Here is a 15754-nt window from a genome sequence, read left to right on the forward strand (position 1 = left end):
ACAGCCGGGGGATTCCCCCAACAGCGGTTCCGCGCAAGCTCCTTGACGTTTGACGATGCACGGTCATAGCTTCGTGTCCGTCCCGGGGGAACGGGCGCGGACCCGCGCCCACCCGGGACGGCACGTCGAGTCATGAAGGGGAATCATGATCGGCAAGAAGCTCCTCGCCGCGTTCGCCGCCACCCTCGCGGCCGGCACCCTCAGTGCCCTGGGCCCGGTCGGCGCCGCCTCCGCCGCCACCACCGGCACGTCCTCCCCGGCCTCCTTCGGCTGGTGCGACGGCCGCGACCCGTCCGGCCACAGCGACCCGACCACCCTGCGCAGCGCCTTCGCCCGCGGCGCCCTGCTCGAACTGCGCTACAGCCCGTCCGCCCGCTGCGCGTGGGGCCGCCTCAACCGCGCGTACAGCTCCGACTCCGTCTGGGTCGACCGCTCCTACGACGGCGGTTCCACCTGGGACGGCCCGCTCGGCACCGTACAGGGCAACACCTACACGATCGAGTACGACGACGCCGACGTCATGATGCGCGCCTGCACCAACCACGGCGGCGCCTACACCTGCACCGCCTTCGCCTGACCACCTGCACCACCCATGCCGCCCATGCCGCCTGCGTGACCTGCACGACCCGCACCAGCTGCACCGCCCGGGCCGTGACCGCCCACCGTGGTCACGGCCCGCCTGCCGCCGAGCAGGCGCCCGCAGCGCGTGGACCGAGCCCCCCTCCCGCGCAACAATTCCGGCGACACCGACCGGCCGCCCCGGGATACTCCTCCCCATGGATGAGGTCCAGGTCGTCGTCGCCCACTCCGAACGTGCGACCCTGCGCGTCGGTGACGTGTTCCTGAAGGTGGACGGCGATCAGGCCCGGATGGACGTCGAGGTCGAGGCGATGGCCCTGGCACCGGTCCCGACCCCGGAGGTCCGCTGGCACAAGCCGCCCGTACTCGCGCTCGCCGCGCTCCCGGGGGCGGCGCTCGGCCGTCTCGGCGAGCCCTCGACCGCCTCTCCGGCGGCGTGGGCCGCTGCGGGGGCCGCCATCCGGGCCCTGCACGACGCACCGCTGCCACCCTGGCCCGGCCGGGGCCCGGCCGAGTTGGCGGAGCGTCTCGACGCCGAGTGCGAGTGGCTGCTGACGAACGGCGTCCTGCCCGCCGACCTGGTCACCCGCAACCGCCGGATCGCGGAGGCCGCGCTGCGGCCGTGGACCCCGGTGTTCATCCACGGCGACCTCCAGCCCGACCATGTGTTCATCGACGGCGACGAGGTCACCGGCATCATCGACTGGTCCGAAGGCGCCCCCGGCGACGCCCTGTTCGACCTCGCCATCCTGACCCTCGGTCACGAGCGGCACCTCGACGACGTCCTCACCGGCTACGGGGCGGACGTCGACCGCGACGTGATCCGCGCATGGTGGTCGCTGCGGAGCCTGGTGGCGGTCCGCTGGCTGGTCGAGCACGGCTTCGACCCGTCCGCGCCGGGCTGCGAGGTCGACGTGCTGCGGTCCCGGATGTGAGACCCGAGCGCCCGGCGCCGCCCCGGACGGTCAGTGGTCCGGCCGGCCATGGTCGGCCGGCAGGTGCGGACAGCAAAGGCGAGGAGGTCAGAGCCTCCCCGCCACTATCAAGGTACCGCGCCCGGGGGGCCTTGCGGCAAGGCCCCCCTCAGGGCGCACAATCGTCGACCGAGGCCGGATCCGGGCGCTATGCGCGGTTCACACCGAATGTGCACCGGTGCCCCGATCCACCGGCCTCGTACGACACTCACTGGGGGAAGTTCCGATGATCGACGTGATCGTGGTCGGCGGCGGGCCGACCGGCCTCATGCTGGCGATCGAACTGCGGCTGCAGGGCGTGCGGGCGGTCGTCCTGGAGCGGCTGACCGAGCCGACCCAGGAGTCCCGCGGCCAGGGCCTGCACGTGCGCAGCGTGGAGATGATGGACCAGCGCGGGCTGCTGGACCGGTTCCTCGCCGAGGGCCGGAAGTTCCGGATCGGCGGCTTCTTCGGCCACATCCACAAGCCGTGGCCGGAGACCATGGACACCGCCCACGAGTACGGCCTGTCCATCGAACAGCCGGTCACCGAGCGGCTGCTCGGCGAGTACGCCCGCGAAGTGGGCGCCGAGCTCAGGCGCGGCCAGGAGGTGGCCGGGCTCGAACAGGACCAGGACGGGGTGACGGTCGAGCTGGCGGACGGCACCCGGCTGCGCTCGCGCTACCTGGTCGGCTGCGACGGCGGCCGCAGCACGGTGCGCCGCCTGCTCGGCGTCGCCTTCCCCGGTGAGCCGTCCCGGGCCGACACCCTGCTCGCGGAGCTGTCGCTCGCCGAGGACCCGGCGACGGTCGAGGCCGTCGTCGCCGAGGTCCGCCGGACCGAACTGCACTTCGGTGCCGTCCCCCGGGGCGAGGGGCTCTACCGGGTGATCGTGCCAGCCCCGGACGTCGCCGAGGACCGTACCGGGGGCCCCACCCTGGAGGAGTTCCGTCGGCAGCTGCGCACCGTCGCCGGAACCGACTTCGGCGCCCACTCGCCCCGCTGGCTCTCCCGCTTCGGCGACGCCACCCGGCAGGCCGAGCGGTACCGGGTCGGCCGGGCCTTCCTGGCCGGCGACGCGGCGCACATCCACCCGCCCACCGGCGGCCAGGGCCTCAACCTCGGCATCCAGGACGCCTACAACCTCGGCTGGAAGCTCGCGGCCGCCGTGCACGGCCGGGCCCCCGCCGACCTGCTGGACAGCTACCACGCCGAGCGCCACCCGGTCGGCGCCCGGGTGCTGGCCAACACCCGCGCCCAGACGACGCTGCTGGGCTCGGAGCCCGGCGCGGTGGCGCTGCGGGACCTGCTCTCCACGCTGATGGACTTCGAGGAGGTGAACCGCTACATGACCGAGATGGTCTTCGGGGTCGGGGTCCGCTACGACTTCGGCGAGGGCCCGGAGTTGCTCGGCCGACGCCTGCGGGACGTGCGGTTGAAGCGGGGCCGCCTGTACGAGCGGATGCACGGCGGCCGGGCGCTGCTGCTCGACACCACCGGTGGCGGCCTCTCGGCGGCCGGCTGGGCGGAACGGGTCGACCATGTCGCCGAGCCCGTCGAGGAGTTGGACGTCCCCGCCGTGCTGCTGCGGCCCGACGGGTACGTGGCCTGGGTCGGCACGGACCAGCGCACGCTGGACGAGGCGCTGACCCGGTGGTTCGGGGCCGCCGCCTGAGCGGGGCGGGCACGCCGAGTTCCCGCCGCACCGGCCGCCGCCCTCCGGGCCTGGTCGCGGCACGACCGGAAACGCGGCTGAGCACTCAGCCGGTGGCCGACGGGCCCGGGTCGATCCTGAGCAGCGAGCGCTGCACCGTCCCGTCCGGCTGGTAGACCGTGCGGTACAGGTACGGGCGGTCCGAGCCGGGGAGCAGCACGACGCCCTCCTCGACCAGCTGCCGCTGTTCGGCGATGGCCCTGAGCCGGTGGTCGGCGTCGGCCGGGAGTTCCGGCTCCGGCGGGCGGCGGTGGCGTCCGGCCACAACGGCGCTCCGTTCTGTCGTGGTGTCTCCGGCAGTGTCGCCCGAACCGCGACGCGCCCCGCCCGCCCGAAAGGGTCCGGGCGGGCGGGGCGTTCGGGCGGGCGTTCGGGGAACGCGGCCCGGGTGACTACATCGGGCGGACCTTGATCATCGCGAACGGGGCGCCCTGCGGGTCGGCGACCACCGTCATCCGGCCGGCCATCATGTCGAAGGGCGGAGCGAGGACGGTGCCGCCGCGCTTGACCACGACGTCGGCGCAGGAGTCCACGTCGTCGACCGAGAAATAGGTCAGCCAGTGCGCGGGCGTGCCGGGCGGGTCGTTGGCGAGCAGCGAGACCCCGCCGACGGAGCGGCCGCCGACCTTCTGCTCCCAGTACTGCTCGTTGCCCTCCATCGGCTCGATCTCGATGCCGAAGGCTTCGCCGTAGAAGGCGGTGGCACCGGGGACGTCGCTGGTGTGCAGCTCGTTCCAGGTCAGCGCGCCGGGCTCGTTGACCACCTGGGCACCGGAGAACTCGCCGGGCTGCCAGACGCCGAACACCGCGCCCTGGGGGTCGGCGGCGATCAGCATCCGGCCCAGCGGGCCGACGTCCATCACCGGGACCAGCAGGGTGCCGCCCGCGCCGACGATGGCGTCCTGGGTGGCCTGGGCGTCCGTGGTGGCCAGGTAGCTGGTCCACACGGTGGGCGGCTCCGGCGCGCCCTCGGGGGCCATCGCCGGGCCGATGCCGGCCGCGGCCTTGCCGTTGAGCTCGCAGACGGCGTAGCCGCCGAACTCGGCCGGGCCGGGCTGCCCCTGCCAGCCGAGCAGATCGCGGTAGAAGTCCAGCGCGGCCTGCTGGTCCTTCGCCATCAGATCGACCCAGCACGGGGTGCCGGTCACGTACGGGGTGGTGACTTCGGGCATGCTCGCTCTTTCCTCTTCCTGGTGAGGTCCCCCGCCAGTCACCCTCCCGTCCCTCCCCGGGATCCGCCACCCGACACGCCACCGCCCCGAACCGCGCCGGACTCCCACCCCCACCCCCACTCACCCGTTCGGTGCAACGAGGGCTCACGAACAGCCCGGCGGGCCCCCGACCACCGGGTTTGACCGCGACCGCCCATTGTTGTGACGCTAGGTCAGCACAGCGTGCACCGTTGGCTCCTGGGGGGACCGTGGACGAACCGCTCCGAATCCGTGTGACCGACGCCGACCGCGGCGCCACCGCCTCCCTGCTGGCCTGGCTGCGGGCGGAGGACGAGCTGCGCGGCCGGGTCGAGCTGGCGGCCGCCCCGCCACAGCCCGGCTCGCTGGGCACCCTCGCCGACGTCCTCACCGTCGCCGTCGGCACCGGCGGGGCCGTGTCCGGCCTGACCAGCGCGCTGATCGCGTGGATCCGGCGCCGGGCCGGCGAGACGGTGGTCCAGGTGACCCGCGCGGACGGCAGCTCGGTCGAGCTGCGGGCGACGGCCGTGCACGGCCTGAACGCGGACGGTGTCGCCGCCCTCGTCCGCGAGGTGGGCGAGTCGCTCGCCAACCGCCCCGGGCCGGCCGCCCTGCCCGCGGAGCCCACCGGCCCGGCCGCCCTGCCCGCGGAGCCCACCGGCCCGGCCGCCCTGCCTGCGGACGCCGATGAGTGACCCGGCGATCGGTGCCGCCGGGCTGCCGCTGGGCCTTCCCGGCGCCCGGGCGCTGATCATCGGGACCGGCACCCACGTCCCCGGCTCCGTCCTGCCCGACGTCCCGGCCGCGGCCGCCACCGTGCGCGCCCTCGCCCAGGAGCTGGTCGCCCGCTGCGGCCTCGCCCCGGAGCACGTGCGAACCGTGGTCGACCCGGAGAACCCGGTCGTGCTCGGCGAGGAACTCACTGCCGCCGCCGAGTCCGCGGACTCCGTGCTGCTGGTGTACTACGTCGGCCACGGCCTGGTCGGCGACGACAACGAGCTCTACCTGGCGACCCGCGTCACCGACCAGCTCACCCGCGGCCTCGCCTACAAGGGCCTGCGCTACACCACCCTGCGCGAGACCCTGGCGGGCTCCCGGGCCCGCTCGGTCGTGGTGGTCCTGGACTGCTGCTTCTCCGGCCGGGCGGCGCCCCTCGGCGGTGCGAGCCGTGCCTTCGAAGCCTCCTACCCGGGCGGCGGGTTCGTCCTGGCCTCCGCCGCCCCCGAGGAACTCGCCCTCGCACCGATCGGCGCCCCGTACACCGCGTTCAGCGGCGAGCTGCTGCGCCTGCTGAGCGAGGGCGACCCGACGGAACCGCCGCAGCTGACCCTGGACGACCTCCACCGGGCCCTGTCGCGCACCCTGCGGGACCGGGGCTTCCCGGCGCCGCGCCGCCAGTCCGACGGGCGGGCCGGGGAGCTGGTCCTGGCGCCCAACCCGGCCTACCGGCCTCCTGATCCCGGCCCCGGCGGCCACCCCCGCCCGCACCCCGGCCCCTGCCCCTACCGGGGCCTGGCCGCGTACGCCGCGGAGGACGCCCGGTACTTCTTCGGCCGCGAGGAGCTGACCGCGAAGCTGGTCGCCCGCGTCGCCGCCCGGCTCGCCGAGGGCGGGCTGCTCGTCGTCGTCGGCCCGTCCGGCGCGGGCAAGTCCTCGCTGCTGCGCGCCGGACTGCTGCCCGCGCTCGACCACGGACTCCCCGAGGCGCTCCGGGCCGGGCGCCGCCCGCGCGTGGTGATCACCCCGGGGGAACGACCGGTGGCCCGACTCGCCCGCGCCCTGGCCGAGCTGCCCGGACAGACCGGGCTGAACCGCACCGATCCCGAGACGATCCGGGCCGAGCTGATGGCGGCACCGGAGTCGATCCTCACCCGGCTGCCCGCGGACGGTTCGCGCCCCGTCCTGGTCGTCGACCAGTTCGAGGAGCTGTTCACCGCCTGCACCGACGAACGGGAGCGGGAGGTCTTCGTCGCGGCGCTGGCCGCCGCCGGCGACCGGGGCTCGGCGCCCGACGCCTTCCCCCACGCGGCGGTGGTGCTGGGGCTGCGCGCCGACTTCTACGGCCACTGCGCCGCGTACCCGGTGCTCGCGGACGCGCTGCAGGACGGCCAGCTGCTGGTCGGCCCGATGCGGACCGGGGAACTGCGCGACGCCGTCGAGAAGCCCGCCCTGCTCGCCGGGCTGGCCCTGGAACCCGGCCTGGTCGACCTCCTCCTGCGCGACCTGCGCACCGGCGGCGACCGGCAGCACGGGCCCGGGGCGGCGCTGCCCCTGCTGTCGTACGCACTGCTGGCCACCTGGCAGAAGCGCGCGGGACGGCTTCTCACCATGGCGGGCTACCAGGCCTCCGGCGGCATCTGGGGTGCGGTCGCCCAGACCGCGCAGGCCACCTACGACGGACTGGACGGCGACGCACAGCGGGCCGCCCGGCAGATGCTGCTGCGCATGGTGCACGTGCTCGACGGCGCCGAGGACACCCGCCGCCGGGTCCCGCTCGACGAGCTGGGCCTCGACACGGACCCGGCCGCGCGGACGGCGCTCGACGCGCTCGTCGGGGCCCGGCTGGTCGTCGTCGGCGACGGCCACGCCGAACTCGCCCACGAGGCGGTGCTGCGCGCCTGGCAGCAGCTGCGGGACTGGATCGAGCACGACCGGGCCGGCCTGCTGGTCCGCCAGCGACTGCACGACGCGGCCGAGGCCTGGGAGCGCGACGGCCGCGACGAAGGGGCGCTCTACCGGGGTGCCCGGCTGGCCACCGCCGCCCAGTGGGTCGAGGAGGCCGCGCAGCGGCACGGCACCACCCCGACGGCCCGCGCTTTCATCACCGCCGGCCAGACCCGCCAGGCCGCCGAGCGACGCGCCGAACGGCGGCGCACCACCCGGCTGCGGGCCCTGGCCGGGACCCTGGCCGTGCTGCTGCTGGTGGCGGTCGCCGGGGTCGGTGCGGCGGCCTGGCAGAAACGGGTCGCCGACGAGCAGCGGGACGTCCTGGCGTCCAAGGTGGCTGCCCAGGCCGTCGCGCGCGTACGGCCGACCGATCCGACCCTGGCGCTGCAGATCGCGCTGGCGGCACGGCGGGTCGCGGACACTCCGGAGGCCCGGAGCAGCCTGCTCGACTCGGCGCTGACGCCGTACTACACGCCGGTCGACGAGCGCACCCGCACGGTCAGGCAGCTGGCCTACCGCCCCGAACGGCACCTGCTGGCCGGCGCGAGCACCGATCACACCGTCCGGCTCTGGGACCTCTCGGACCCGTTCCGGGAGCGACTCGTGTCCAGCACCGCGAGCGCCGGTTCCACTCTGGCGCTCGACCGGGACGGCCGACTGCTCGCGACCCAGGACACCGACTCCTCGGTGCGGCTGTGGAATGTGGCCGACCCGGCCCGCCCGGAGGCCGTCGCCACCCTGCCCGACACCTCCGGCGCCCTGGCCCTCAGCCCGGACGGGCACCGGCTGGCCGCCTTCGGAACGACCGGCTCCGTGCTCTGGGACCTCACCGACCCGCGTCACCCGGTGAGGGCCGGTGCGCTTCCCTCCGCCATCGCCCCGCTCCAGTCCGGCGCGTTCAGCTCCGACGGACGCCTGCTCGCCCTCGCGCACGCCGAGTCCGAGGACTCCACGTCCGTCCAGCTCTGGAACGTCACGAACCCGGCCGCACCCCGGCTCGCCGCCACGCTCGCCGACACCCACGCGCTCGCCGTGGCCTTCAGCCCCAACAGGCCCCTCCTGGCGATCGGCACGAACGGCCGGGGCGCAGGGCTCTGGGACACGGGTGATCCGGCAAAACCGGTCCAGGTCACCGGGCCGGGCCACAGCGGACCGGAGCCGGTGGTGATCGACTCGATCCAGATCGTGGCAGCCCTCGGCTTCTCGCCGGACGGCCGAACCCTGGCCCTGGGTGCCTCCGACGACAGTGACGGCCCGGGCAGCCACGTCGAGGCCGTGGACATCGGCGATCCGGCGAACGCGGTCCGCACCCTTCGCTACCCCACCCCCGGGGCCGTCTACTCGGTCGTGGCCGCCGACGGCGGGTCGACCCTGCTGGATGCGGGCGCGGAGTCGCCGGTCCGAAGCTGGCATCCGGCACCGGCCACCCTCCTGGCCGGCACGGGCGCCGACGGGGCGTTCACCAGGGACAGCCGCACCCTCGCCTGGGGCCTCTCCCCGTCATCCCGCCGGACCGACCCGGACATCCAGCAGTACCGGCTGTGGCGGACCACCGGCCCCTACGACGCGCGCCCGGCCGGGACGTTCCCGGTCCTCCACGGCGGCATCGTCCGCGCGGTCGACGCCCGCACCCTGATCGCATACAGCGACGTCGGCCTCCCACAGCTGTGGGACGTCGCCGATCCCGACCACCCCCGGCAGGGCGGCACGCTCAACGAGCTCGCGGAGTACGTCGAGCACGGCGGGGAGTTCTCCACGTTCACCACCGACGTGGCCATCGGGGACGGACTGGTCGTCACCAACGGCCGGGACGGCCGGACCCACATCTGGGACGTCGGCGACGCGCACGCCCCGACGGAGCTCTCGTCCTTCGAGTCCCCGAAACCGCCGGGCGGGCTGCACCTCGCCGGCCGGACGCTGGTCTCCCTCGCCCGGGTCGGGGCGCACCGGATGAGCATGTGGGACCTCGGCGACCCCCGGCATCCGGCCGCCCTTGCGCCGATCGACCTCAGCGACAGCATCGCTTCGGAGGACGACGTGTCGAGTCTGCTCGCAGTCGCCGTGGCCAAGCTCAAGGAATCGAACCCGAAGACCATACAGCTGTGGGACCTCGGCGACCCCCGGCACCCCGACCACGGCGAACTCCCCCTGAGGGTCGTCAACTCCTTCGCCCTCAGCCACGACCGGCGCACCCTCGCGGTGGCCACCGACAAGACCATCGACCTGTGGGACGTCACCGACATCCACCACCCGGCTCAGGTCGCCTCCCTCGCCGCCGAGCGGCAGGGCGGCCTCGTGTTCAGCCCCGACAACCGGATGCTCCTGAGCCACGTCAGGCCCTTGCGGCTATCCGACCCCGACGCCGGCCAGACCCACCTGTGGCGGGTGGCCGACCCCCGTCGGCCGGTCGAGCTCGGCATGGTGGCACTCCCTGACATCGTCTACGCCACGGGCTTCAGCCCCGATGGGAACAGCGTGCTGGTCAGCGAGGCCGGCGGGAGTGACCAACCGAGCCAGGTCGTCCTCCTCGACCCCGACATCGACCGCCTCACCCGCCGTCTCTGCGACTCCGTGGGTGCCACCATCACCCGCGAGCAGTGGCGCCAGTACTTCCCCAGCACCCCGTGGGACCCGCCCTGCCGCTGACCCCCCACCCCGACTGTCCGTCAACTACCGCCGTCCCGTAGGTTCGTACCACAACAGACCCGCGAGACCAGGGAGCAGCCGATGGACAACCCTCGAACCGGCGAGGAGGCGGCCGCCCTGGCCGCGCTGGGCAGTCGGGTGCTCGCCGAGGCCGGGCACGGCGACATGGTCTGGGGGCACCTGGCGGTCCGCGATCCGGAAGGGCGCGGGGTGTGGATGAAGGCCTCGGGCTGGGGCCTGGAGGAGATCGGCCCCGGCCGCGTCCTGCTGGTCTCCTGGGACGGTGAACGGCTCGCGGGCGGCGAGGAGCTCGACGGCGGCGGACGGGTGCACCTGGAGTACCCGATCCACACCGAGGTGATGCGGGCCCGCCCGGACGTCCACGTCTCCCTGCACACCCACTCGGGCACCGTGAACGCCTTCTCCTCCCTCGGCGAGCCGCTGCGCCCGCTGAGCCACGACGCGGTGGTCTTCACCGAGCACGGCCTGCCGAGCTTCGAGGCGACCGCCGGCCTGGTCCGCAGCGGGGAGCTGGGCCGGGCCCTGGCCGCCGACCTCGGCGCGGCCCGGGCCTGCCTGATGCCGCAGCACGGCCTGCTGACGGTCGGCCGGGACATCGCCCACGCCGTGATGTACGCCGTCCTGCTGGAACGGGCCTGCGGCCTCCAGCTGACCGCCCGCGCGGCGGGCGGGCCACGCCACTGGACCGACCGCGAGGGGAGCCTGGAGAAGGACGCGACCGTCTGGCCGCCCAGTCAGATCGAGGCCGGCTGGCGCTACTGGGTGCGGCGCACTCAGCGCTGACCCCGACCCCGGGCCCGCCCCCGCCCCCGCCCTCCGGGCCGCGTCACCCACCGGCCCGGTAGCGGCCCGGGGTCGTGCCGACGAGGTCGGTGAACGCAGCGATGAAGCCGCTGGGGTTCGCCCAGCCGCAGGCGTGGGCGGTGTGGGTGGTGTCGTGGCCCTCGGCCAGCAGCACCAGCGCGTGGTGCACCCGCAGCTGCGTGCGCCACTCGTAGAACGTCATGCCGAGTTCGTCGCGAAACAGCCGGCTCAGGGTGCGGGCACTGGCCCCGACCTGCCGGCCGAGCCCTTCCAGCGTGCTGGTGTCGGCGGGTGTCCGGGTCAGGATCCGCTCGACCGCCCGCAGCCGGTCGTCGCGCGGGTGCGGCAGGTGCAACGGCTGTTCGTCGGCCTCCCGCAGCTCCTCGACCAGCACCCGCAGCAGCCGCCCACGGGCGGCGCGGCCGTATCCGGGAGGTGACGATCCACCGCCACCCCCGGTGCCGTCGCCGCGCGGGCCGGTCAGGGCGAGCAGGACCTCCCGCGCCAGGCCGGAGACGCAGAACACCGCCGGACGCCCCGGCACCAACCGGGCCAGGGACGGCGGCAGGAAGACGATCCGCATGTCCGTCTCCCCGTGGGCGCGGTGACGGTGTGTGAACCCGGCCGGCGTCCAGGCGACCCGGTTGGCCGGCACGACCGAGGTCCCGCCCTCGGTGTGCAGCACCAGCACCCCGCTGGCCGCGTACACCAGGTGGCCCCGCTCGTGCACCGACTCGCCGCTGCTGCCGCCCGACGGCCACCGATGACGCCCGCCGGAGGGCCAGGTCAGGGACGTGGCGCCGGCGTCGGCGTCGGGGCGGACGTGGCGGGATACGGGCATCGCTTGGCATCCTATCGGTAGCACGCCACGACCCGCGCCGAGGAGACTTTCCGTCATGAGCGGTGGCCCCCGGTGCCACCGCCGAGCAGGAACAGGGGAATCCCATGGCGACGTTCGTTCTGGTACCCGGCGGTTGGCACGGCTCCTGGGCGTTCGAGGCGGTGGTTCCGCTGCTGGAGCGGGCCGGCCACACCGTCCACGCCCTGACCCTGACCGGCCTGGGCCCCCACGACGACCCCGCCACGGTCGCCGCCACCAACCTCGACACCCACGCCGAGGACGTGCTGCGCGTGTTCGAGCGCGCCGACCTCACCGACGTGACACTGGTCGGCCACAGCTACGGCGGGATGGTGATCACCGCCGCCGCCGACCGCGCCGGCGACCGGGTCTCCCGCTTGGTGTACCTGGACGCCTGCGTGCCGCGCGACGGCGAGTCCTGCTGGTCCCTCATGAACGGGGGCTACCGGCAGTCGTTCGTCGCGGGCGCCGCGACCACCGGCTACGCCGTCCGACCCCCGTGGCGGCCGGACGGCGACCCGCGCCGCCGCCCCCATCCGCTCGCCGCCTTCCTACAGGCGGTCCGCCTGACGGGCGCCCACGCCGACGTCCCCCGCCGCGAGTTCGTCTACTGCTCGGGCTGGGAGGACCGCACCCCGTTCGCCGACCAGCGCACCCGGCTGCTCGCCGACCCGGGATGGACCGTCCACGACCTGCCGACCGGCCACAACGTGATGCGCGAGGCCCCGCAGGCGGTCGCCGCTCTCCTGCTCGACGAAGCAGCCGCGCTCGTCGAGCCCGGTCGGCCCGCCCGCTCGTCGAGCCTCACCCACGCTTGAGGTCACGGCACTTGGAGCTCCGCCGGAGCCGGATCGTCCGAAGTCCCAGCCCGAACCGGGGCCGGGTCGGAGACCGGTGCCGGGGCCGGAGCAGCGGCCGGGGCCTGAGCCTGAGCCGACGCCAGGGACCGGATCCGCAGCACCGGCGAGGGCAGCAGCCACAGCAGCGACAGTGCCCCGCCGACGGCGGCCGTGATCAGCGTGGCCCTGAGCCCGATGACCGTGGCGAGCCCGCCCCCGACGAGGGCGCCGATCGGCCGCATCCCGTAGTTCACCGTGCCGTAGGTGCCGGCCACCCGGCTGCGCATGCCGTCCGGTATGACGGCGGCCTGCAACGAGTTGAGGTTGACGTCGAAGAGCATCACCCCGACACCGGAGAGGAACTCGGCCGCTCCCAGGACGGCCGCACCTGCCCAGCCGGGGCCGCTCGCGGCGGCCACGAGGGCGATGGGGGCCGGGAACAGGACGGCGCCCACCGCGATGCTGCGCCCGACCCCGATCCGACGCGAGACCTTCGGCGCGATGACCGCCCCCACCAGGGCTCCGGTCGATCCGATGCCGAACGCCAGCCCGACGATCCCCGCCGAGAGTCCGAGGTCCCGGACCGCGAACAGCACGATCAGGTTGGTGCCCGCCGCGAAGGTGAAGAAGTTGAGGGTCGTCGCACAGCCGAGGCCGGCCGCCAGCACCGGGTGGCGGACGACGAAGGCCAGCCCTTCCCTGACCCGCCCCAGCAGCGGCGGTCCGGCCGGTCCGTCGGTGCCGGCCGCCGGTTCCTCGACCCGGATCGGCCGCAGCAGCAAGGCCGAGGCCAGGAAGGACAGCGCGTCGGCGATCACCGCGACGGGCGCGGTGAGGAGTTGGACGAGGGCACCGCCCACGGCGGGGCCGACGACGAACGAGGCGGACCGGCTGGCGCTGAGCTTGCTGTTCGCGTCGACATAGGACGAGCGCGGCACCAGGTGGGCGAAGAAGGGCGGGTACGCGGTGTTGAACAGCACCGCCGCGGCACCGGTCAGCAGCGCCACCGCGTACAGCTGGAGGAACGTCACGCTGCCGAACAGGTGGGCGGCGGGCAGCGTGAGCAGCACGCCCGCGCGGACCAGGTCGGAGATGATCATCAGCCGACGCCTGCCGACGTGCTGGTCGACCCAGGCGCCCAGCACGACGGCGAGGAGGTTCGGGGCCCAGGCGAGCGCGGTCAGCCAGGCGACCTGGCCGGCCGAGGCGTTCAGCGCCGCCACGGCGATCAGGGGTAACGCGAGTTCGGAGATCCGGTCGCCGAACTGCGACACCGACTGCCCGGCCCAGAACCGGACGAAGCGCCGGTCCCGCCACAGCGATGCCGAAGTGGCCGTGTCCTGAGGGGAGTTCATTCCGAACCACCCACCCCGTCCGCAGCTTCCCGGCCCGTGCCGGCCTCGGGCAGGACGTAGCGCAGCAGCCGGACGCCCCGGCTACCGCCCGGCCGCTCCGCCGGGTCGCGCGTCACATACGGCGCCAGGACACCCTCGATCGCGTCCTCGATGGCGGCGAGTTCCTCGGGGGACACCACGATGCGGGTGTTCGCCAGCCCGGCGGGCTCGCGCCACTCCGGGTCGAGCCCGGGTTCGGTCTCGGCCACCCACCGTTGCGGAAGGTCGGCGGCGCGCGCGAACAGTTCCCGGGAGAGCACCCGAGCGGCCGCCCGCCCCGCCTCGTCCTCCGGTGCGCCGAACCGGAACCCCCGCGCCACCGCCTCCCACCGCCGCTCCCGGCGGTCCTGACGGTCTGCCCCGGTCTCGGCATCCCGGACCAGCCCGTAGCCCGCCAGGTGCCGGAGGTGCCAGCTGGTCACCGACGGCGTGGCCCCGACCTCCGGTGACAGCTGCGTCGCCGTCGACGGCCCGTCCCGGGTCAGCCGTTCCAGGATCGCCAGGCGCACCGGATGCGCCAGCGCTCGCATGGCCTTCGGGTCGGTGATCTCGATATCGCCCAGGCGATTCCCGTTCTCCATGGTATGAGAGTGTTCTCTCATACTTCCTGAGCGTCAACTCCCACACCTGATCTGGACGACGGAGTTCCGGATAGGGTGCCCCAGTCACAGTGCCGGGTCGCGGTGCCAGGCAACGGGGAGGCGAGGCGCGAAGATGGCAGCCGAAACAGCTGCGGTGCAGGCGGAGTTGGCGGCCGCGGCGCGGGCCGCCCTGGGCGGCGGGCGACGGCTCGCGGCCGTACGGCGGTTGGCGGGCGGCAGCAAGAAGGGCGTGTACCGCCTGGTGATGGACGACGCCGCGACGGCGATCGCCTACCGCTGGTGCGCCACCGAGAACTTCTGGCCGGTGGCCGAGGGCGACGACGACCTCGCCGACCCGTTCTCCCCCGGTCTCGGGCTCGACGTGTTCGAGGCCGCGCACGCACGGCTGGACGGGCTCGGCGTCCGCGTCCCGGCGGTCCGGCTGGTCGACCGCGACGGCGCCCGCGGTCCGGCCGAGCTGGCGATCGTCGAGGACGTCCGGGGCGAGAGCCTGGAGACCCTGCTGGCCCGCGACCGGCGGGCCGCGACCCCGGTGCTGGAGCGGCTCGGCGGGACGCTGGCGGCGATGCGCGAGCACCGCGCGCCCGGCTACGGCAAGGTCGTGGTGGTCGACGCGGGCGCCCGCTCGCATGGGAGTTCCTGCGAGCAGGTCGTCCTGGACCGGGCCCGGCGGGACCTCGCCGAGGCGGCGGCGCGCGATCCCCGGGTGGCGGAAGCCCGCGACCGTCTGGCAGAGCGGCTGTCGGAGCTGGCCGAGGCGGTCCGGCCGCGCACCCAGTACGCCCTCGTGCACGGGGAGTTGGGGCCCGACCACGTGCTGGTGGACCCGGCCGGGCGGCCGGTGGTGATCGACGTCGAAGGCGCGATGTACTTCGACGCCGAGTGGGAGCACGTCTTCCTGCGCATCCGGCTGCACGACGACTACCGGCCGTTGGAGCCCGCCGACCTGGACGAACACCGGCTGGCCCTCTACCTGTTGGCCCAGCGGCTCTCCCTGACGGCGGGCCCGCTGCGGCTGCTGGACGGCGACTTCCCCCACCGGGCGGCGATGGCGAGCATCGCCGAGTACAACCTGAACCGGGCGCTGGACCTGGCCCGCTGAGGAACGGCCTCGCCCACCGCCGCCCGCCCAACGGCCGGCCCGGGCACCCCGCTACGGGTTGAAGGTCAGCTGCGGCCGAGGCTTCAGGGACTTCAGGCAGAGCAGGTACTTGTCGCTGCCCCGCTTGTAGGTGAAGTAGCTGTCGGCATCGGGGTACTTGCGGCACTCCGTCTCACCGTCGTTGCTGTCGTCCGCCCGGCCCACGACGCGGGCGTCGGCGTCCGGGCCGGAGCAGGCGACCACCTTGACGTCCGCGTTCCTGTCGACCGGGAAGGGCAGGGCGAGCGGGCACCCACGACGCCAAGTTCGACGTCCCGCTGCTCGAACGCGCCCTGCGCCTCCCGGTCGGCTACGTCGGTGCCATGGGCTCCCGACGCACCCACC

14 protein-coding genes are annotated in these 15754 nt (G+C 74.5%); 8 read left to right on the top strand and 6 right to left on the bottom strand.

Translation table 11 applies throughout. The features are described from left to right. Positions 1 to 145: 145 nt before the first annotated feature. The 3 genes from ABTY61_RS29300 to rox all read left to right on the top strand — a co-directional run bounded on the left by ABTY61_RS29300 (position 146) and on the right by rox (position 3207). Positions 146 to 577, top strand: a complete 432-nt coding sequence (locus ABTY61_RS29300) for a DUF2690 domain-containing protein (protein WP_350508111.1) — start codon at positions 146 to 148, stop codon at positions 575 to 577. A gap of 199 nt (positions 578 to 776) precedes the next feature. Further along, a complete protein-coding gene (locus ABTY61_RS29305; RefSeq protein WP_350508112.1) occupies positions 777 to 1514 on the top strand; it encodes a phosphotransferase in 738 nt (245 codons plus the stop codon). Between the two features lie 265 nt (positions 1515 to 1779). Next, complete coding sequence (gene rox, locus ABTY61_RS29310) at positions 1780 to 3207, top strand: rifampin monooxygenase (protein ID WP_350508113.1); 1428 nt, start codon at positions 1780 to 1782, stop codon at positions 3205 to 3207. A gap of 85 nt (positions 3208 to 3292) precedes the next feature. On the opposite strand, the gene ABTY61_RS29315 is transcribed toward rox, so the two are convergent. Then, positions 3293 to 3511, bottom strand: a complete 219-nt coding sequence (locus ABTY61_RS29315; RefSeq protein ID WP_350508114.1) for a hypothetical protein — start codon at positions 3509 to 3511, stop codon at positions 3293 to 3295. 127 nt (positions 3512 to 3638) lie between these two features. Continuing rightward, a complete protein-coding gene (locus tag ABTY61_RS29320) occupies positions 3639 to 4418 on the bottom strand; it encodes a VOC family protein (protein ID WP_350508115.1) in 780 nt (259 codons plus the stop codon). Between the two features lie 272 nt (positions 4419 to 4690). Here ABTY61_RS29320 and ABTY61_RS29325 point away from each other — a divergent pair, with 272 nt between their 5' ends. The 3 genes from ABTY61_RS29325 to ABTY61_RS29335 all read left to right on the top strand — a co-directional run bounded on the left by ABTY61_RS29325 (position 4691) and on the right by ABTY61_RS29335 (position 10553). Next, the gene (locus ABTY61_RS29325) at positions 4691 to 5131 is read left to right on the top strand and encodes an effector-associated constant component EACC1 (RefSeq protein ID WP_350508116.1); all 441 of its coding nucleotides are present in this window, start codon (positions 4691 to 4693) and stop codon (positions 5129 to 5131) included. Next, positions 5124 to 9749: a caspase, EACC1-associated type gene (locus tag ABTY61_RS29330; RefSeq protein WP_350508117.1), complete on the top strand. Its 4626-nt coding sequence runs from the start codon at positions 5124 to 5126 to the stop codon at positions 9747 to 9749. Before ABTY61_RS29325 ends, ABTY61_RS29330 begins: the two co-directional genes overlap by 8 nt. Before the next feature lie 81 nt (positions 9750 to 9830). Next, positions 9831 to 10553 (top strand): class II aldolase/adducin family protein, encoded by a 723-nt coding sequence (locus ABTY61_RS29335; protein WP_350508118.1) that lies wholly within the window; start codon positions 9831 to 9833, stop codon positions 10551 to 10553. 43 nt (positions 10554 to 10596) lie between these two features. On the opposite strand, the gene ABTY61_RS29340 is transcribed toward ABTY61_RS29335, so the two are convergent. Further along, positions 10597 to 11415: an AraC family transcriptional regulator gene (locus ABTY61_RS29340; RefSeq protein ID WP_350508119.1), complete on the bottom strand. Its 819-nt coding sequence runs from the start codon at positions 11413 to 11415 to the stop codon at positions 10597 to 10599. Between the two features lie 104 nt (positions 11416 to 11519). Between ABTY61_RS29340 and ABTY61_RS29345 the strand changes: the two genes are divergently transcribed. Further along, a complete protein-coding gene (locus tag ABTY61_RS29345) occupies positions 11520 to 12251 on the top strand; it encodes an alpha/beta fold hydrolase (protein ID WP_350508120.1) in 732 nt (243 codons plus the stop codon). Between the two features lie 2 nt (positions 12252 to 12253). Here the strand turns inward: ABTY61_RS29345 and ABTY61_RS29350 are convergent, their stop codons facing one another. Beyond that, the gene (locus ABTY61_RS29350; RefSeq protein ID WP_350508121.1) at positions 12254 to 13627 is read right to left on the bottom strand and encodes an MFS transporter; all 1374 of its coding nucleotides are present in this window, start codon (positions 13625 to 13627) and stop codon (positions 12254 to 12256) included. Further along, complete coding sequence (locus ABTY61_RS29355) at positions 13624 to 14247, bottom strand: ArsR/SmtB family transcription factor (protein ID WP_350508122.1); 624 nt, start codon at positions 14245 to 14247, stop codon at positions 13624 to 13626. The genes ABTY61_RS29350 and ABTY61_RS29355 overlap by 4 nt, the downstream gene beginning before the upstream one ends. A 133-nt stretch (positions 14248 to 14380) precedes the next feature. Between ABTY61_RS29355 and ABTY61_RS29360 the strand changes: the two genes are divergently transcribed. Further along, on the top strand, positions 14381 to 15370 hold the full coding sequence (locus ABTY61_RS29360; RefSeq protein WP_350508123.1) for a phosphotransferase family protein: 990 nt from the start codon (positions 14381 to 14383) through the stop codon (positions 15368 to 15370). A gap of 51 nt (positions 15371 to 15421) precedes the next feature. Here the strand turns inward: ABTY61_RS29360 and ABTY61_RS29365 are convergent, their stop codons facing one another. After that, a complete protein-coding gene (locus tag ABTY61_RS29365; RefSeq protein ID WP_502895452.1) occupies positions 15422 to 15649 on the bottom strand; it encodes an LppU/SCO3897 family protein in 228 nt (75 codons plus the stop codon). Between the last annotated feature and the right edge of the window lie 105 nt (positions 15650 to 15754).

This window comes from Kitasatospora sp. NPDC096128 (genome assembly GCF_040303105.1).
Lineage (GTDB): Bacteria > Actinomycetota > Actinomycetes > Streptomycetales > Streptomycetaceae > Kitasatospora.